The sequence below is a fragment of the Georgenia sp. SUBG003 genome, assembly GCF_000715355.2.
Classification (GTDB): domain Bacteria; phylum Actinomycetota; class Actinomycetes; order Actinomycetales; family Actinomycetaceae; genus Georgenia.
Map to the genome: position 1 here is coordinate 4,019,562 of NZ_CP180204.1, position 17,233 is coordinate 4,036,794.

Genomic DNA, 17,233 nt, shown 5'->3' on the forward strand with positions numbered 1-17,233 from the left:
CGCCGTCCTCGTCACCCTGCGCCTCACCCCGCGCGGGTCGCGCGAGGTCGGCCTCGTAGCGCGCATGGATCTCGCTGACCTCGCCGGCCCGGGCACGGCCGCCCCCGGCCGCTGCCGTGCTCGCCGGCCATGTCGCCGCCACCGCCCCTGACGAGGTGGAGCTGGTCCTCTACACCGGCACCCCGGACGACTCCTGGCGCTTGCGCCACGTGGTCGACCACCTCTCGGACGCGCTCGACGAGGCGTTGTGGCCGGTGGCGCCGGACCTCGACCCCTGGGTGGTGGGGCCCGACGGGTGGCGGCACCTCGACCCGTGCTCGTGCTGCCCGTCCGCCGGGCGCCCGCTCGACGAGCTGGCGACGTCCCCTGCCGCACTCGAGATGGCGGTGGCCGGGCTCGGCGCCGCCGTCGGCCGGGACGACCTCGCGGTCGTGCGGGTGACGGACGACCGCGCCCGGATCGTGGCGCACGAAGCGGCCCGGGAGGCGCGGGAGCGCCGGAACGAGGTGCTCCGGGAGTGCGGCGGGGCACCTCTGGTGCGCGGAGCCGCGTTCGGGGTGCCGGGGGCGCAGGCTGCCCACGACCAGGAACCGCTCCTGCGCTGGCGGCGGGTGCAGGCGGAGCTGTGGGACGGCACGGTCGCGTCCGCCGTCGGTGGACCGCCCGGACGCGGCACGCCACCCGAGACACTCGGCCGGCTGCTCGTCGCGCTCGGGGACAAGGTGGTGCGCGACGCCGTCGTCGCGGGGACGATGAGTCCGCTCGCCTGGGTTCGCCCTGCCCAGGCGGGCGGCGACGTCCTGCCAGTTCACGATGTTCCAGAACGCCTTGACGTAGTCCGCCTTGACGTTGAGGTAGTCGAGGTAGAAGGCGTGCTCCCACATGTCGAGCTGCAGCAGCGGGATCGTGCCCACCGGCACGTTGTTCTGCTGGTCGTACATCTGGAAGATCACGAGCCCGCCCGAGACGGAGTCGTAGGCGAGCACCGACCAGCCGGAGCCCTGGATGCCGGTGGCGACGGCGGCGAACTGGTTCTTGAAGGCGTCGAAGGTGCGAAGGAGTCCTTGATGGCCTCGGCGACGCGCTCGGCGTCCCCGCGCTCCGGCTGCGGCCGCTCGCCGGACCCGGCGGGCGCCGCCGGGTCGAGGGGCTCGTCGGACCGGCCGGGCTCGGCGGGCGAGGCGCTCACGCGGAGGCCGCCCGGGGAAGCAGGCGGTAGGCGGGGTTGAACATGCCAGGTCTCCCGTGGTCGTCGTACACCATGCCGTCGGCCACCAGGCGCCGGCCCGGCTCGATGCCGGGGACGTCGTGGCGGCCGAGGAAGATCAGCTCGAGGCTCCCCGTGCCGTCCGACAGCCGTGCCGTGAGGGCCGGTGTCTGGCTGCGCGGCCGGTAGGTCAGGGCGGTCACCGTCCCGGCCACGACCGCCCGGCGGCGCGGGACCACCTCCGCCACCGGCGTGGCGCCGGGCACGTAGCTGATCCGCCGCTCGTCGTCGGCCTCCAGCTCTTCCCGTGTGGCGGTGAGCCGGTGGAGGGCGTCGGCCACCCGCAGGCTCACCGGACCTCCGTGATCTCCGGCCCCCGGCGCAACGGGTCGAGACCGGGTTCCTCCTCGGCCGGGGGCCGCGGGTGCGGGGGGCGGCACCGGGTGCGTGCAGGAGAAGGACGTCGCGGGGCGCACGGGCCTCGGGACCGCGGACGACGACGACGTCACCGAGCACGGCCTCGAGCTCGGCGGCCGCCTCGGCGTCCACGGCGGCCCGGCCCGTGAGCACCGCGCGCAGGAACCAGCGCGGGCCGTCGATGCCGACGAAGCGCGCGGGCCGGTGCCCGGTACCGCCCTCGGGGGTCCTGACGGGCAGCCGGGCGAGCAGCTCGGTGCCGAACGGCCCGTCGACCTCCTCGGCGGTGCCGCCCTGCTTGGCGACCGAGGCGGAGATCTCCTCGCGCAGCTCGTCCCAGATGCCCAGGGTGCGGGGCGCGGCGAAGACCTGCAGCTGCATCGCGGAAGCGTCGAGGCCGAGCGTCACGGCGACGACGTTGCGGGTCTTCTTCTCCACCTCGAGCCGCAGCTGCATGCCCGCGCGGGCGGGCACGCGCAGCGCGCCGAGGTCCAGGCGGGTGCCGAGCTCGGGGACGTCGTCGACGTCGCGCGGCCCGCGCGCGTGGGTCTCCGCGACGGCGTCGGCGCCGTCCTGGGTCGCGTCGTCGGCGGCGGGGTCGCCCGCGTCGGCCGGTGTGTCGCGCCTGGGGCGCCGGAACAGACTCATCTCGTCAGTGTCTCCTCGATGAACTTCGGACCCGGCGGCGCTGCCGGCGGGCGCGTCACGACTGTACCCGCGGCACCGGGCCGCGCGCAGACACGGTCGCGGGGGGCGGTCGGGAAGGTCGGCTTCGGCCAGGTGCGACCGGACTGGCAGAGTGAGGGGGTGGAGAGAACCCCGACCGCGACGACCACCCCCCTCTACCGCGAGCGTCTCGCTCCCTCGGCCGGGGTGCACCTGGTGTCGCTGCTGGTCGGCGGCGGCGCGGCGCTCGCGCTCTCGCTGTGGGGACCGGTCGCCGCCGTCGTGGGCGGTGTGCTGGCCGCGGCGGCGGTGTCCGCGGCGCTGGTGCTGACGGCTCCGGTGGTGCAGGTGGTCGGTGGCGGCGACCCCGTCGCGACCGACGAGCGACGCGTCGCCGTCGACGATGAGCGTGTACCCGCCGGCCCGCCGGGGCGGGAAGACGAGGGTGACCGCCGGGTGCCCGACGGCCAGCGTGGCCGCCGACCGGCCGGGGGAGTCGACGACGAGGGTTCCGTCGACCAGCCGGGGCACCACGGCCACCACGTGCGGGCGCTCGCGGCCAGGGCTGAGCAGGTACGCGAAGTCGTGCTCCGCCATGGCCGCGTCCAGCCCGGCCAGATCGACCTCGATGCTCATGAGCCCTCCCGTGCCCCGCCCGACCCGTCGCGACGATCCTGCCGTACGGGACCGTCCGCCGAGCCCGATCGACCCCCGGGCCGGCGCACCACGACCGTGGCCTCGCCTTCGCCCTCGACGTCCCGGAGCACCTCGCCGCCGGAGGCGAGGGCCAGTGTGCCGAGCTCCCCCGGGGCCGCCGCGAACCTGGAGCGCGACGTCGCACCGACCTCCGACAGCGCCGTCACGACGAGCAGCCCGCCCGGTGCCAGCAGACGGGGCAGCGACCCGTGGAGCACCGGGTCACGGAAGCGCTGGCACACGACGAGCTCGTACGGGCCGTCAAGGTCGGCGGGGAGTCCCGCGGACACGTCCGCCACACGGGCCAGTACCGCCTCGGCCACGCCGAGCGCTGCGGCCCGGGCAGCCAGGCGCGCGATCGCCACGGCAGAGACGTCCAGCGCGTCGACCCTGAAGCCCAGCCCCGCCGCCCACAGCGTCACCGCCCCGAGTCCGCACGCCACGTCGAGCGCGCGACCGCCGGCGGGCACCAGGTCCGCCAGCCCGGCGAGGCCGTCCGGCGGCCGGGGGACGGGGTCGGGCGCGTCGCGGTACCGGGCGTCCCAGCGTGCGCCGTCGTCCCGGGTGCTCTCCTCCACGGGACCTTCCTACCGCGAGCGGGCGGTCCCTCCTGCGGACATGGACCACACTGGCCACGTGCCGACCACCGAAGCGCTCGCCGTGACGGGCCTGCTGCTCGCCGCGGGCGCGGCCGGCGCATGGGGATGCCCAAGGCTCTGGTCTCCACCGACGGAGTGCCGTGGGTGCGCCGGGACGGCCGAGGTCCTGCTCGCGGGAGGCTGCGGGGAGGTCGTCGTCGTCCTGGGGGCCGGGGAGCGGGAGGCGCGTGCGGCGCTCGCCGGCGTCGGCACGGGGGTGGAGATCACCGTCTGCGCGGCGTGGGAGCGGGGCATGGGGGAGTCGCTCCGCACCGGGATCGCCGCGCTCCGCGAGCGGTCCGCGCGGGGGGCGCTGATCCACCTCGTCGACCTGCCCGACGTCGGAGCGGCCGTGGTCCGCCGCCTCCTGGGCTCGGCGTCCGGTCCTGGTGCGCTCGCCCGTGCCGCGTACGACGGCGTGCCCGGCCACCCCGTCCTGCTGGGAGCGCACCACTTCGCCGGCGCGGCCGAGCAGGCCGCCGGTGACTCGGGGGCACGGGCGTACCTGCGCCGCCACCGGCCCGTGCTCGGTCGAGTGCGGGGACCTTGCCGGCGGGCCGCGCGGAGCCGGTCGGCGACGTACCGCGCCCGGGCGCCGCCACCCCGGCGGGCCATCGCGTCGGTGATGAGGCTGCCGTCCACGCCGGGGACCGGGTCCTCGCGGGCGGCGTAGACGTCCGTGACGACGACCTCGTCGGCCGCCCCCAGCGCGAGGGCGAACTCCTCGGCGAACGTCCGGGTGCGCGAGTACAGGTGGGGCTGGAAGAGCACGACCACACGCCCCTGCGCCGCCTCGAGCCGGGCGGTGCCCAGCGTGGCGGCCACCTCGGTCGGGTGGTGGGCGTAGTCGTCCACGACTCGTACCCCGGCGGCCTCCCCCCCGGTGCTCGAAGCGCCTGCCCGTGCCGGTGAAGGCACCCAGCGCGGCGGCCATCTCCTCCGGGCCGACGCCGAGCTCGAGCCCGGCGCACCACGCGCCGGCAGCGTTGAGGAGCATGTGCGCCCCGCCGACCCGCATCGTCAGCTCCACCTCGACGACGGCACCACCAGGGCCCGCGAGGCTCAGCCCGGCCGTCGACCCGCTCCCGGTCATCGAGATCGCCGGCCCGAGGACGGCGTGCGCCTCCACCCCCTCCGGGGCGGGCCCGCGGCCGTACGTGACGACCCGCGTCCCGGCGGCGACGGCGTGCCGCGCCAGGGCGAGCGCCCCGGCGTCGTCCGCGCACGCGACGAGCAGCCCGCCCGGGACGAGGCGGTCCACGAAGTTCTCGAAGGAGCGGCGGAACGCCGCCTCGCTCCCGTGGTGGTCGAGATGGTCCGGCTCGACGTTCGTCACCAGCGCCACGCGGGGCGCGTAGTTCAGGAAGGAACCGTCGGACTCGTCGGCCTCGGCGACGAACGCGCGCCCGCTCCCCAGGTGCGCGCCGGTCCCGAGGGCCAGCACGGTTCCGCCGATCGCGTAGGACGGGTCCTCGCCGGCGGCGCGCAGGGCGACGGCGAGCATCGCCGAGGTGGAGGTCTTGCCGTGGGCGCCGGCGACGGCCACGAAGTCCAGGCCGGCCGCGGCCCGCGCGACACCGCCCAGGTCACGGCCCACCCGGTGCGCTCGCGCTCCTCGACCGGTCGCTGGGCGACGACCTGCGGGTCCAGGACCCCCTCGGCGTGCGCCGCGTACCAGCGGTCGCGCACGTCGACCAGACGGCGGGGTGGGGCGCGTCGGTCTCCACGACGATCTCGGCGAGCGCGGGAAGCGCGAGCAGCACGATGTCGTCGACCTCGGCGAGCGTCCTGCGGACCGCCTCGACCTCCGCGGGGCCGCGGAGGTCGAGGGTGACCGCGGTCGTGTAGCCCTCGGGCACCGCCAGCCCCTCCCCGGCGAAGGGCAGACGCAGGGCGGGCAGGTCCCCGTGGCGTCGCCCGACCTCCTCGGCCAGCGCGGGATGGTCGGCCGCAAGCTCCGCGAGCAGCGCGGCGGTGCCCCGGAGGGAGAACCGCACCCCGACGGCGGGCTCACCCTTCCGGGGAGGCGCCGCGGCGCCACGGGGTTCGCTCTCGTCCCCGTCAGGACCGGCGCCGTTCCCGTCAGGACCGGCCCCGGGCTGGTCAGGACCGGCCCCTCGCTGGTCAGGACCGGCTCCGGGCCCGTCAGGACCGGCCCCTGGCCTTGTCAGGACCCGCCCCTGGCTTGTCAGGACCCGCCCCGTCCCCGTCGGCACCCGCCCCGTCCCCGTCAGGCGAGGGCGTGGTCGCGACCGTGATCTCGTCGCTGACGGAACGGACGGCGGCGAAGCCGACACCGAAACGGCCCACCTGACCACCGTCCCGCTTGGCGGAGGCACGCATCGACGCCAGGGCCGCGACGCCGTCGGCGGTCAGCGGGGCGCCGGTGTTGGCGGCGAGGAGTTCCGCGCCGCGCGCGGTGCGGGTCAGGCGCAGCAGCAGGCGGGCGCGCGATCCACGCCCCCTCCTGCGCGCGGGAGCGGAGGACGGCGGGCTCGAGGCCGCGGGGAGCGTCCGGCGTTCCCGGCGCGTCCGGGACGGCGGCCACGGCCTGACGGTGGCCTGCGGCGCCGACCGTGCCCACCGCCGCGGTCACGGCCGCGGTGACGGCCCGGAGCACCGCGTCCTGCCGGTGAGCTGTACCCAGATCGATCCGCCCGGCCGCGAAACCCCCGAGCGGTTCACGGGTCTCGGCCAGCCCCACGAGCGCCGGTGTGCCGCCGCGAAAACCCTGGACGCCGGCGTCGGGGTCGCCGAAGAGCAGGAGCTGCGCACCGTCGTCGGCCAGCGTCCGGAGCATCCGCGCGGTCGCGAGCGTGGAGTCCTGGTGGTCGTCGACCACCACGGCGGACCACCTCGGCCGCGGCAGCCCGGGCACCTCCTGCTCCCAGGCGCGCAGCGCGGCGGTCGCCTCGTCGACGATGCGGGCGGCATCCAGCCTGGCACCCCGGTCCGGCGTGAGCTCCCCCAGCGCGGTGACCTGCTGGTACTCGCGCAGCAGCGCCGCGGCCGCGACCCACTCGGGCCGGCCGTACCGCTCCCCGCGCTCCGCCAGCTCCTCCGGGCCCAGCCCGAGCTCCGCGGCGCGCATGAAGAGGTCGCGCAGCTCGTCGCGGAACGCCCCGAGCGCCAGCGTGTCCGGCCCCACGGAGTCCGGCCAGCGCACCGAGGCGCCGAGCCCGGCGCGGTGCCCGTCCAGCAGCTCGGCGAGGATCTGGTCCTGCTCCGGACCCGTGATCAGCGTCGGCGGCGGCTCGTGCAGCGCCGCGGCGCGCATCCTCAGCACGGAGTAGGCGAAGGACGCGGGCGTCCGGACCAGCACCTGCGTCGTCGCGTGACGTCGTCGAGCTGCCCTACTCCGACGCCGAGCTGCTCGCCGAGGAGCTCGCGACCTACGCCGAGGCCGCGCTCGTGCTCGAGCCGCTCGACCTGCGCGAGGCCGTCCTGCGGCGGCTGCGCGCCGTCGCCGCGCTGGACCACGCCGAGCGCGTGCAGGGGGGTGGCCCGTGGCTGAGACGACGGCCGAGCGCCTCACCCGGCTGCTCGCCCTCGTGGCGTACCTGGGCGAGCACCGCGGCGCCCCCGTGGCCGACGTCGCGGCGCGCTTCGGGACCACCGAGGCGCAGGTCCTCGCCGACGTCAACCTCCTGTGGGTGACCGGTACCCCCCGGGTACTTCCCCGACGACCTCATCGACTTCTCCGCGGACGCGCTCGATCACGGTGAGCTCACGCTCACGGAGGCCCGCGGCATGGACCGCCCCCTGCGCCTGTCCAGCTCCGAGGCGATCGCGCTGCTGCTGGCGCTCCGGTCGCTGCGGGAGGTCGCCGAGGCCCACCCGGGCCTCGAGCGCGAGCCCGGCGCGCTGGACTCCGCGATCGAGAAGCTCTCCGCCGCCACGGGGCGGGCCGCCGAGCAGGCCGCGTCCGTCCAGGTGGAGCTGCGGGCCGACGCGCCCAGCGGCACGCTGCAGGCGCTCCGCGAAGCCATCGCGGGCGGCCGGCGGCTGCACCTGCGCTACGTCTCGGCCGCCGACGTCGTCACCGAGCGCGACGTCGACCCGGTCGAGGTCCGCTCGGACGGCGTGACCTGGTCGCTGCGCGCCTGGTGCCACCGCGCCCAGGGCTCCCGGACGTTCCGCCTGGACCGCATCCTCGCCGTGGACGTGCTCGACGCCGCGGCGGACGCCCACCCGGACCTGGTCGCGCGGGACGAGCGGCCGTGGGAGGGCGACGGCCGCCTCGTCACGCTCGAGCTCACGTCGCCGGCCCGGTGGGTCGCCGAGCACACCCCGGTCGAGGAGGTCACCGACCTTCCTGACGGCAACCTCCGGGTGACGCTCCGCGCCGGCGACCCCGCGTGGGTGAGCAACCTGCTGCTGTCTCTCGGCGACGCCGTCCTCGCCGTCTCGCCGCCGGACCTCGCCCGGGACGTCGCGGTCCGCGCCCGCCGCGCGCTCGAGGAGTACGGTCGCCTCGCCTGACCGGCGCTCCCTGCCCTGCAGCCCGATATCCTGGCGCCCGTGTGGTGGCTGACCTGGATCGTGCTCGTGCTCGCGGCGCTCGGCGTCGGCGTCCTTCTCGCCCTGCGCCTGTGGCGCCAGGTCAAGGCGCTCGGGCGCGAGGCCGGCGGCCTGTCCGACGCCGCGGGCAGGCTCGAGCAGGCCGGCGACGACGTCCCCCCCGCCCGGCCGCCGCACGTCCCGGGAGCGGTCGGACGGTTCGTCGTGGGGTGCGACGGCGCGCACAGCACCGTGCGGCGGGCGGCGGGGATCGCCTTCCGCGGCGGCACCTACCCGCCCACCTTCGTCCTCGCCGACGTCGAGGCCGACGGCCTCGAGCCCGGACCGGCGCACGCCTTCGTCTCCGGGCACGGCACGCTGCTGTTCTTCCCGATCGGCCGCCCGGCGACCTGGCGGCTGATCGCCATGCGCCCACGCCGCCAGCACGCCGTCGCCGGGGGAGCGGTGGCGCTCACCGAGCTGCAGTCCCTCGTGGAGCGGTTCGTCGGCGGCGTGCGCCTGCACGACCCGGTGTGGACCACGAACTTCCGGCTGCACCTGCGCCACGCCGCGCGGTACCGCTCGGGGCGGGTGCTGCTCGCGGGCGACGCCGCCCACATCCACAGCCCCGCGGGCGCGCAGGGCATGAACACCGGCATCCAGGACGCGGTCAACCTCGGGTGGAAGCTGGCGCTCGTCGCCTCCGGCCGGGCGCCCGCCAGCCTGCTCGACACGTACGAGCCCGAGCGAATCCCGGTCGGACGGGCCGTGCTGCGCCTGACCGACCGCGCCTTCACGGTGGCGACGTCCTCGGCCGCGCCCTTGAGGTTCGCCCGCTCGCGGCTCGCCGCCGCCGTCGTGCCGCTCGTCCTGCGGTCGACGCGCCTGCGGGCGGCAGGCTTTCGCGCCGTCGCCGAGCTCGGAGTGGGCTACCGGCGCAGCCCGCTCTCGGTCGAGGGTCCTGGCGCGCCGCGGCACGGGCCGCGGGCGGGAGACCGGCTCCCTGACGCGCCGCTCCGGCTCGGCACCCTCCACCAGGCCGTCGCGGCTCCGGGGTTCCACGTGCTGCTGTGCGGGCCGGCGGGGGCGTGGCCGGAACGGGCGGTGCGAGACCTTCAGGAGCGCGGCCTGTTCGTCCACCGGCTCCGTCGCCGTTCGCGACCGCCACCGCGGGCGAGAGCGAGCTGCCCGGCCCCGCGGCCACCGGGACGCCGGGCGGGGGCGCCACCAGCGCGAGCCCTCCGGCGGGTGGGGGATGATCGGCTCACGGCCGGCCGTCCTGCGGGAGGCCCGCGGCACCGCGGCGGCCGCCCTGTACGAGGAGATCACCACCGGGCCGCCGTCGCGCCGGGCGGCCACGCTCGTCGGCGTCGGCGGGTCGGGGAAGTCGGCGCTGCTGGCCGACCTCGCCGACGCGTACCGCAGCGCCGGCGTCGAGACGCGGCTCGCGCGCTCCGAGCTCGACCTGAAGGACCTCGCCGCCTTCGGCGCTGTGCTCATCGACGACGCGCACAGCCTGCCGGAGCCGGCGTTCGAGCACGTGCTGCGTCACTGGGACCAGCACGACGGCGACCTCGTCGTCGCCTACCGCCCGTGGCCGGTGGCACCCGGGCTGCGACGGCTCGTCTCCGCCCTCGCCGAGCAGCGGCCACCGGTCGTGCTCGGCCCGCTCGGCCCCGCGGAAGTCCTCGCGTACGCGGGGCGGACGCTGCGCGGACCGGTGCCGGCCGCGGAGGTCGACCGGATCCTGCACGAGACCGGCGGCATGCCGTGGCTGGTCAACCGCCTGGTCTCGGCCATGCGCACCACCGGGCTGTGGGCCGCCGACGTGGTGCGGGCGGTGGCGCTGCAGGTGGGCCACGAGCTCGAGCACCTCGACGCGGGCCTGCGGGACCTCCTGCTCGCCTCCGCCGTCGGCTTCGACCTCTCCGGCGAGGCCGTCCCGCCCGTGCTCACCCGCTCGCCGGCGGAGGGGGACGCCCTCGTCTCCGAGGCGGTGGCCGCCGGACTGATGCTGCACGACGGCACGGTGGTGCCGCTCGTGCGGTCCGCGCTGCTGGCCGTCACCCCGGCCTACCGCGTCCGCCCGCTCCAGCGGGCGCTTGTCGACACGCTGCTCGCGGGCGGGCACTCCCTGAACGACGTCGCGCGCGAGCTCGCCCGGACCGGGCTCCGCCACCCCCCACGTCGCCCTGGCACGATCACCTGCAGCGCGGTGTCCGGCCCGACGATCCTCGGCAGCGTGGTGCAGCCGCCCCACCCGGGCAGCAGGCCGAGGTGGGTCTCGGGCAGGCCGACGGCGCGCACGTCCGGGTCGGCGGCGCGGTAGTCGCAGGCGAGCGCGAGCTCGAGCCCCCCGCCCAGGGCCGAGCCGTTCAGGTGCGCGAGGGTGGGCACCGGGAGGTCGGCGATCGCGGCGACCACCCGGTGGCCCGCCTCGGCGAGCTCGCGGACCTGCTCGGCGTCCGTGACCGTGCGGACGAAGTGCAGGTCCGCGCCGGCCAGGAAGGTCCGCCCGCTGCCCGTCAGCACGACGGCGGCGATCGCACCCGTGGTGGCACGCCGGGTGGCCTCGGCGAGGGCGCGCTCGACGTTGGCCAGCCCCGTCGGCCCGAGGGTGCACGGCCGGTCGCTGCCGTCCTGCTGCGCGAGGGTGAGCACCAGCACGGTGCCGAGGTCGGGGGACCGGGACGTCGGAGGCGACCACCACGGTGGCGCGCTCGGTGTAGGTGCGGGAGGTGGTGGTCACGACGCTCTCCAGATAGACGGCACTGTCGGTATCAGGTACTGCGAGGAGACCCTACCGAAGGCTGTCCGGCGGCGCTGCGGGTCGGCTGCCGCGCCGGGGGTCAGACGGTCCGGAGCGACCGGGTGATCGCGTCGGCCACCCGCTCGACCTGCCAGGGGCGGGCGCCGAGGGCGGTGAGGCGGTCGGTCACCTGGCCGATGCTCGGGCGGGGCTTGACCTCCCACGCGAGCCGGCGCTGCGTGGCGGGGGAGAGCAGGTTCTCCTGCGGCAGCCGGAGCTGCTCGGCCAGACCCCCCGCCCGCCGCCGCGGTAGGTGCGGCCGCGTCCGCGGTCCCGCCGGCAGGCTCGGCCTCGTCGATCAGCACAGGCACGCCCAGGCTGATCCCGAGCGACGAGGCCTGCAGGGCCGTCTCCGGTGTCCCGACGACGGTGAGGGGTGCGGCCTCGAAGAAGGTTCGCGACGCCTCGGCGGAGAGCGCCGCCTCCCCCTCGGACGTCAGCACCGTCGTCGCGGCGGGTGCCGCAGGCCGGCTGACCGCGGGCTCCGCGGTGGTGGGCTGCGCCGTCGTCCCCGGTGTCGCGTCGTCGTGGCTGGCTGAGGAGCAGGCGGTGAGGGTCAGCGCTGCGGCCAACGGAACGGCGAGCAACGGGGTCGGGCGCGTCACACGGTCTCCAGGGCGTTCGGGGTCAGGACGAGCCGCCAGGCTACGTGCGGACCGGCCGTCACCGCAGAACGGCACGCAGCCGGCGCAGCACTCGCGGTCCCGCGGGGTGCCGTGCGCGCGGCGACGCAGGTCCGCGGCGGTGCAGGTCCGCGCTCGGGGAGAGCCGGGCGACCTGGTGGGGGCGTGCCCCCGGCTGGGTGACGACCGGGCTGCGTGGAGCGCGCTGGTCCGTGGTGGGCCTCGCCGCGCTGGCCGTCGTCGCCCTGGGCGTCGGAACGGTCGTCGGGTGGGACCGGGTGCTCCTGGTCCACGAGGCGTACGTCCTCGACCCTCTCGGCGCCACCCTCATGACGTTCGCGCAGCTGCTCTACCTGCCGACCCTTGCCGTGTGGGCGCTGTCCTGGGTCGCCGGTCCGGGGTTCTCCGTGGGGACGGGAACGTCCTTCGCCCCCGGGGAGGTGCTCACCGCCCCGCTGCCGGCCGTCCCCGCGCTGGGCGCCCTGCCGTCCCCGGAGGCGCCCGCGATGCAGTGGATCGTCCTCGTCCCGGCGCTGGTGGGAGTCGTCGTGGGCGTTCTGCTGCACCGGCACCGCGAGGAGTCGCTCTCGCGGGCCGCCGGCAGCGCCGTCGTCGCCGCGCTCGGCGCCGCTGTCCTCACGGGTCTGCTGACCGCCGCGGCGTCGGGATCCGTCGGCCCCGGGCGGATGGCCGACGGCCACGGGGTCGATCCCCGACGGGTCGACGAGCGGGTCGTCGGCGTGCTCGCGCCAGGCCGCATGACGGACCGCACCGGCCAGCGCGGTCACCGCGTCCTCCACCGTGGTCATGGACGGCACGCACGCCTCCCCCGCGCTCAGGTCCGCCGTCAGCCCGTGCAGGCCGTACACGCTCGCCACCCAGGTGCGCGGGTCGTCGGCCGCGGCTCGTGCGACGGCGCGGCCACGGCGGGGTCGGTGCGCCCCAGGGGCGGCGAGACCGCGATGACGACGGCGTCCCAGTCGTCCCGCGCCCGCAGGGCGGTCAGGGCCGACTCGTACGCCTCGGCGCCGGCCAGCGGGTCGAGGGTGACGGGCCGGCCCGCCACCTGCAGGCCCTGCGCGGCCGCCACGTCGGCGACGAGGGCCGCGAGGGAGGCGGAGGAGGACACGACGGCGGTGCGCGGCCCCGCGGGCAGGGGCTGGGCCAGGAGCAGTCCGGCGACGTCGAGCATCTCCCGCTGCGTCCGGGCCCGCACGACCCCCGCCTGGCGCAGCATCTCGGTGAGCACCCGCTGCGGCTGGGTGGAGGTACGGACCGCGTGGCCGGGCGGGGTCGCCTGGCCGGTCTGGCCCGAGACGACGGCGACGAGCGGGGTGGTCGCGGAGAGGCGACGGGCGATCCGGGAGAACTTGCGCGGGTTGCCGATCGACTCCAGGTACACGGCCCCGACGGCGGTGGGTTCGTGCACGGACCAGAACTGCATCGTGTCGTTGCCGGAGACGTCCACGCGCAGCCCGGAGGAGAGGAAGCTCGCCACCGGCAGCCCGCGCCGGGCCGCGGTCGAGCGCAGGGCCAGCCCGGCCGAGGCGGACTGGCAGAACAGCCCGACGCCGAGTGCCGTCGCCGGTCGGCGGGAGCGCAGGGCCTCGGCCGCGCGGCGTGCGGTGTGGGACTCGCGGCGCCCCAGCCGGTCCGCGGCCCGGTCGAGGTTCTTGCGGTTGAGGCCGACCGTGACGGCGGCGTAGAGCAGCAGGTTGACGACGACGAGCGCGGAGTGGAACGGCCCCTTGAGGGGCCGGACGGCGACGGCGTGGTCGCTGACGTCCTTGAGATGGGCCGCGCGCTCGGCCCCGGTGCGGCCGTCGGGCTGCACCTGCAGCGGCGCTCCGACGAGGCTGGGGGGCCCGTCGATCCCGAGCCACGCGAGCAGGGTCGGCATCAGGTCGGTGGACTGCACCATGCCGGGCTGCCGGGTCGACCGGGCGTCCAGGACCGCGCCGTCGGCGGGCACGTTCCCGAGCGCCGGCCCGTCGGCGACGGCGAGCTGCATCATCGACCGGGTGCCGGAGTCCGCGAGGGAGGCCACGAGCACGGTGGCGTCCGGGGCGACCTCGCGGACCGCCTCCAGCACCGAACCGATGCGCTGGTCGATGACCGCAACCTGCTGGGTGCGCGCCGGGGAGCGCAGCAGCCACGCCTCGCCCGCGGAGGGGCTCGGGGTCTCGGACGGGTCCGGCTCCGGCATGGGCTCGCGGGCGCGGGCGTCCGCCCCGACCAGGGGCCGGTTGCGGCGCCGTCGACCCCCGAAAGGTCCCCCCGTGCCCACCTCCACCGATCCCCGCGCACCACTCGCCCCAGTCGCCGAGGTCGACCTCGCCGTCGACGGGATGACCTGCTCGTCCTGCGTGGCGCGCGTGGAGAAGAAGCTCAACAAGGTGCCCGGCGTGAGCGCCACCGTGAACCTGGTGACCGAGTCCGCGCACGTGGAGCTCAGCCAGGACGTCAGCGACGGTGACCTCCTGAACGCGGTGGCGGCCGCCGGGTACACCGGGACGGTCACGCGCCGCCGGTCCGCCGCCCCGGCCGCCGAGACGTCCCATCCGACGACCGCCCCCGCGGCAGCGCCGGGGACGACGGCGGACGCCACCGAACCGTCCGTCCTGCGCGAGGTGGACCTCGCCGTCGACGGGATGACCTGCTCGTCCTGCGTGGCACGCGTGGAGAAGAAGCTCAACAAGGTCCCGGGCGCGACCGCCACCGTGAACCTCGCCACCGAGTCCGCGCACGTGACGCTCACCGAGGACGTGGACGTCGACGCCCTCGTCGCCGCCGTCGAGGCGGCCCGCGGTCAGCAGGGCGACGAGCAGCAGGACGACCCCGGGCAGGACGAGAGCCAGTTCGGCGGTGACCCCGCCGCGCTCGCGGCCGCCCGCCGGCGGACGGGGGCGCGATGCCCCGCCCGCCGGCGGACGTCGGTGCGTTCTCATCCCAGCCCGAGCGCCTTGCGGATCAGGTCCGAGACGAGCTCCCGGACCCAGTCGCTCTTGAGGATCCACAGCAGGATGCTGGCCAGGGACGCAGCCGCGACGGTGCCGATCGCGTACTCGGCGGTCGCCATCCCGGCCTCCCCGGTGGCGCGCAGCGCGCTCACGCGCCGGGTCAGCGCGACCCGGACCCTCCCCCAACGACGTCGAACGCTCATTCGTGCTCTCCCTCCCCGCGCCCGTGGGCGCCTCCTGTGTCGCGGACCGGCGTTGCAGTCCGTCAGGACCGAGCCTGCGCCGGTCGGTCCGCCCGGATCCGGCCGCGCCGCCGTGGCTGTGGACGAGGCGGCGCCCGCGGGGCGTGTGGAGGCTCAGCCGCCCAGCACGGCGCCACCGGCCGCGAGGACCACCGGGACCAGACCGAGCAGCACGAACGCAGGCAGGAAGCACAGGCCGAGCGGCAGCACGAGCCGCACGCCGAGCCGGGCGGCGGCCTCCTGCGCCTCCCGGTGCCCCGCGGTGGTCGGTGCGCTCGCCGACGGGTTCGACGTCCTCGTCGTCGGCCGCTGCCCGGCGCTGGGGGAGCGGGACCGCCGCTCGATCGCCGCCCGCGTGCGAACCAGGGGAGCGGTCCTGCTCAGCACGCACGACTGGCCCGGCGCCCACCTCGTGCTGCGGGCCACCCGGTCCGGCTGGGAGGGGCTCGGCCAGGGGGTGGGGGCCATCTGGTCGACCAGGAGCTCGCAGTCCGGGCCACCGGCAGGGCCGGTGCCGCCGTGGCGCGCGAGGTCCACGTCCGCGTCGGCCCGACGGCCTCGGCGGCGTCGGCGGTGCCGAGGAGGACCGGGGTGCTGGGGTGCGTCCCGACACCGGAGCCGGGGCCGCGGGGCTCGTCCAGGAACCGACTCTCCTGCGGGCGGTGTGAGGTGCCGCCCGCAGGAGTCGCGCGCCGGGTGGTCCTGTGGGTCCCCGACTGGCCGGTGGCGGCCGCCGTCGCCGAGGGGCTGGTGGACCCCCAGCTCCCCGTCGCCGTCCACGACAACCGGGGCGTCGTCGTCGCCTCCGCGCCCGCCCGCGCCGCCGGGGTGCGCCAGGGGATGCGACGGCGCAGCGCCCAGCAGCTCTGCCCCGAGCTGGTGCTCGTGCCCGTCGACCCGGTCCGTGACGCCCGCGCGTTCGAGCCGCTCGTCCAGGCAGTGGAGACCGTGGTCGCCGAGGTCGAGGTCGTCCGTCCGGGGATGGTCGTCTTCCTCGCCCGCGGCCCCGTGCGGCACGTCGGGTCGGAGGACGCCCTGGCGGAGCTGCTCGTCGGGACCGTGGCCACCGAGACGGGCGCCGAGTGCCAGGTGGGGGTCGGTGACGGGCTGCTCACCGCCATGCTCGCCGCCCGGGCCGGGGTGCTCGTCCCCGTCGAGGCCTCGGCGGCGTTCCTCGCCGGGCAGGACGTCGGCGCGCTGAGCCTCGCCGCCGACGAGCGGGGTCGTGGCCGGGCAGGGCCTGCGTCTGCGTCTGCCCCGGCTGGTGGGAGGCGTGGGACGACCCGGCCCAGGGCCCCGTCGGCCGGGGGCCGGAACCGCCCGCGTACGGGGACTGCTCGTTGCCCTGCCAGGGCGCCGTGGACTCGTGGGAGCCCTGCCAGGCCCGCGGTCCAGGCGTCTCCGGCCTGGTCCAGGGGGTCGACCGCTCGTCGTCGTTGCTCATGGATCCTCCGTCGTTGTCGATGGATCCATGAGACACCCGCCGCCTGGGACGACGCTTGCCGGAACCTGGGAGTTCTCTGGGACGACGGCGCGGCCGTGCTCCGCCGGTCGAGCGCGCCGTCGACGCGGTTCGCCCGACGGTCTCTGGCGCGTCGACCTGTCGAGGGCGACGCGGGCTGTCGGGGGGCGACGCGGGCGTCCCGGTCCCGGCGGGGACTCGGCCGCGCGCGGCGACGGCCGACGACCTCGGCGAGGTCACCATGCTCGGCGGACACCGGGGCGAACGCCCTCGGCGGACTCGTCGGCACGGCCCTCGCGGCGCAGCCGTCCCGCGTCGTGCGCGGCGGGTCGCTGGCCGCCGCCGTCGGCCTGACGCTGCTCAGCGAACGGGTCAGCTTCTCGCGCGTGATCGAGCGCACGGGGCCGCTGCGCCGCCTCGATGCGCTGGGCCGCCGGGCCCGCTGACGCGATGACCGCTCGCAGGCTGGCCGGCGGGGTCCTCGGCGCCGCGGGGCTCATCACCGTGCTGACGCTCCTCTCGCGCGCCGTCGGGTTCGGCCGCTGGCTGGTGCAGTCCTGGACGCTCGGCTCGTCCGCGTCCGCCCAGGCCTACGAGACGGCGAACCGCATCCCCAACGTCCTGTTCGAGGTGGCCGCGGGCGGGGCGCTCGCCGGCGCCGTCGTCCCCCTGCTCGCCGTCCCGCTGGCGAAGCACCTGCGTGCCGAGGTCGACCGCACCGCCTCGGCGCTCCTGACCTGGACCCTGAGCGTCCTGCTGCCGCTCGCCGCCGCGGTCGCCCTCGTCGCACGTCCCGTCGCCCGGGCCCTGCTGGGGGACGACGCCGGAGCCGGCACCCTGGACCTCACCGTCACCTTCCTGCGGATCTTCGCGGTCCAGATACCGCTCTACGGCGTCGGAGTGGTCCTCTCCGGCGTGCTGCAGGCCCAGAAGCGGTTCTTCTGGCCCGCCTTCGCGCCGCTGCTCTCCTCCCTCGTCGTCGTCACGACCTACGTGGCGTTCGGTGCCCTGGC

General features: G+C 76.8%; 13 protein-coding genes and 9 pseudogenes. 8 read left to right on the forward strand and 14 right to left on the reverse strand.

Going from position 1 to position 17,233, the window contains the following annotated elements; all coding sequences use genetic code 11:
* Positions 1-742 precede the first annotated feature (742 nt).
* The 3 genes and pseudogenes from DA06_RS21935 to DA06_RS21945 all read right to left on the reverse strand — a co-directional run.
* Positions 743-1,105: pseudogene (locus tag DA06_RS21935) on the reverse strand (superoxide dismutase); the annotation flags it as partial.
* A 594-nt stretch (positions 1,106-1,699) separates the two neighbouring features.
* Positions 1,700-2,926, reverse strand: a pseudogene (locus DA06_RS21940) (DUF3710 domain-containing protein); the annotation flags it as partial.
* Positions 2,923-3,564: a class I SAM-dependent methyltransferase gene (locus DA06_RS21945; RefSeq protein WP_418606021.1), complete on the reverse strand. Its 642-nt coding sequence runs from the start codon at positions 3,562-3,564 to the stop codon at positions 2,923-2,925. The pseudogene DA06_RS21940 and the gene DA06_RS21945, both read right to left, overlap by 4 nt.
* Positions 3,565-3,604: 40 nt before the next feature.
* Between DA06_RS21945 and DA06_RS21950 the strand changes: the two genes are divergently transcribed.
* Positions 3,605-4,297, forward strand: coding sequence for a nucleotidyltransferase family protein (locus tag DA06_RS21950; protein ID WP_418606022.1), 693 nt, complete (start codon positions 3,605-3,607; stop codon positions 4,295-4,297).
* Here the strand turns inward: DA06_RS21950 and DA06_RS21955 are convergent.
* The 6 genes and pseudogenes from DA06_RS21955 to DA06_RS21980 all read right to left on the reverse strand — a co-directional run.
* Positions 4,237-4,542: pseudogene (locus DA06_RS21955) on the reverse strand (glutamate ligase domain-containing protein); the annotation flags it as partial. The gene DA06_RS21950 and the pseudogene DA06_RS21955 overlap by 61 nt on opposite strands.
* Before the next feature lie 106 nt (positions 4,543-4,648).
* Positions 4,649-5,128 (reverse strand): annotated as a pseudogene (locus DA06_RS21960) (Mur ligase family protein); the annotation flags it as partial.
* 82 nt (positions 5,129-5,210) lie between these two features.
* Positions 5,211-5,621, reverse strand: coding sequence for a hypothetical protein (locus tag DA06_RS21965; RefSeq protein WP_043505023.1), 411 nt, complete (start codon positions 5,619-5,621; stop codon positions 5,211-5,213).
* Between the two features lie 148 nt (positions 5,622-5,769).
* Positions 5,770-6,066, reverse strand: a complete 297-nt coding sequence (locus DA06_RS21970; RefSeq protein WP_418608162.1) for a sacsin N-terminal ATP-binding-like domain-containing protein — start codon at positions 6,064-6,066, stop codon at positions 5,770-5,772.
* A 325-nt stretch (positions 6,067-6,391) separates the two neighbouring features.
* Positions 6,392-6,946, reverse strand: a pseudogene (locus DA06_RS21975) (UvrD-helicase domain-containing protein); the annotation flags it as partial.
* Positions 6,904-7,104, reverse strand: a complete 201-nt coding sequence (locus DA06_RS21980; protein WP_418606024.1) for a hypothetical protein — start codon at positions 7,102-7,104, stop codon at positions 6,904-6,906. The gene DA06_RS21980 and the pseudogene DA06_RS21975, both read right to left, overlap by 43 nt.
* Before the next feature lie 26 nt (positions 7,105-7,130).
* Between DA06_RS21980 and DA06_RS21985 the strand changes: the two genes are divergently transcribed.
* From DA06_RS21985 to DA06_RS21995, 3 genes and pseudogenes are all read left to right on the forward strand, one after another.
* Complete coding sequence (locus DA06_RS21985; protein ID WP_418606025.1) at positions 7,131-7,349, forward strand: hypothetical protein; 219 nt, start codon at positions 7,131-7,133, stop codon at positions 7,347-7,349.
* On the forward strand, positions 7,315-8,106 hold the full coding sequence (locus tag DA06_RS21990) for a helix-turn-helix transcriptional regulator (RefSeq protein ID WP_418608164.1): 792 nt from the start codon (positions 7,315-7,317) through the stop codon (positions 8,104-8,106). Before DA06_RS21985 ends, DA06_RS21990 begins: the two co-directional genes overlap by 35 nt.
* Before the next feature lie 270 nt (positions 8,107-8,376).
* Positions 8,377-8,841 (forward strand): annotated as a pseudogene (locus DA06_RS21995) (FAD-dependent monooxygenase); the annotation flags it as partial.
* Positions 8,842-10,197: 1,356 nt separating this feature from the next.
* Here DA06_RS21995 and DA06_RS22000 read toward each other — a convergent pair.
* Together DA06_RS22000 and DA06_RS22005 are read right to left on the reverse strand one after the other, a co-directional pair.
* Positions 10,198-10,791, reverse strand: a complete 594-nt coding sequence (locus DA06_RS22000; RefSeq protein ID WP_418606026.1) for an enoyl-CoA hydratase/isomerase family protein — start codon at positions 10,789-10,791, stop codon at positions 10,198-10,200.
* A gap of 182 nt (positions 10,792-10,973) precedes the next feature.
* Positions 10,974-11,216 carry a hypothetical protein gene (locus tag DA06_RS22005; RefSeq protein ID WP_418608165.1) on the reverse strand — a complete coding sequence of 81 codons (243 nt, stop codon included), beginning with the start codon at positions 11,214-11,216 and terminating at the stop codon, positions 10,974-10,976.
* Positions 11,217-11,735: 519 nt separating this feature from the next.
* Between DA06_RS22005 and DA06_RS22010 the strand changes: the two are divergent.
* Positions 11,736-12,215: pseudogene (locus DA06_RS22010) on the forward strand (DUF6350 family protein); the annotation flags it as partial.
* A 188-nt stretch (positions 12,216-12,403) separates the two neighbouring features.
* Here the strand turns inward: DA06_RS22010 and DA06_RS22015 are convergent.
* Positions 12,404-13,762, reverse strand: a complete 1,359-nt coding sequence (locus DA06_RS22015; RefSeq protein WP_418608166.1) for a hypothetical protein — start codon at positions 13,760-13,762, stop codon at positions 12,404-12,406.
* A gap of 142 nt (positions 13,763-13,904) precedes the next feature.
* Between DA06_RS22015 and DA06_RS22020 the strand changes: the two are divergent.
* A pseudogene (locus DA06_RS22020) lies at positions 13,905-14,300 on the forward strand (cation transporter); the annotation flags it as partial.
* A gap of 200 nt (positions 14,301-14,500) precedes the next feature.
* Here the strand turns inward: DA06_RS22020 and DA06_RS22025 are convergent.
* Both DA06_RS22025 and DA06_RS22030 read right to left on the reverse strand, forming a co-directional pair.
* Complete coding sequence (locus tag DA06_RS22025) at positions 14,501-14,719, reverse strand: DUF4244 domain-containing protein (RefSeq protein WP_418606027.1); 219 nt, start codon at positions 14,717-14,719, stop codon at positions 14,501-14,503.
* A 153-nt stretch (positions 14,720-14,872) separates the two neighbouring features.
* Positions 14,873-15,295, reverse strand: a complete 423-nt coding sequence (locus tag DA06_RS22030; RefSeq protein ID WP_418606028.1) for a hypothetical protein — start codon at positions 15,293-15,295, stop codon at positions 14,873-14,875.
* 159 nt (positions 15,296-15,454) lie between these two features.
* On the opposite strand from DA06_RS22030, the gene DA06_RS22035 reads away from it, so the two are divergent.
* Together DA06_RS22035 and DA06_RS22040 are read left to right on the forward strand one after the other, a co-directional pair.
* Positions 15,455-16,666, forward strand: coding sequence for a hypothetical protein (locus DA06_RS22035; protein WP_418606030.1), 1,212 nt, complete (start codon positions 15,455-15,457; stop codon positions 16,664-16,666).
* Positions 16,667-16,670: 4 nt separating this feature from the next.
* Positions 16,671-17,216, forward strand: a pseudogene (locus DA06_RS22040) (lipid II flippase MurJ); the annotation flags it as partial.
* Positions 17,217-17,233: the final 17 nt, after the last annotated feature.

What these genes read in the sequence shown, in the direction of transcription:
- DA06_RS21950 (WP_418606022.1), top strand. Translation starts at nt 3,605, where the DNA reads ATGGACCACACTGGCCACGTGCCGACCACCGAAGCGCTCGCCGTGACG.
- DA06_RS22025 (WP_418606027.1), bottom strand. Translation starts at nt 14,719, where the DNA reads ATGAGCGTTCGACGTCGTTGGGGGAGGGTCCGGGTCGCGCTGACCCGG.
- DA06_RS22015 (WP_418608166.1), bottom strand. Translation starts at nt 13,762, where the DNA reads ATGCCGGAGCCGGACCCGTCCGAGACCCCGAGCCCCTCCGCGGGCGAG.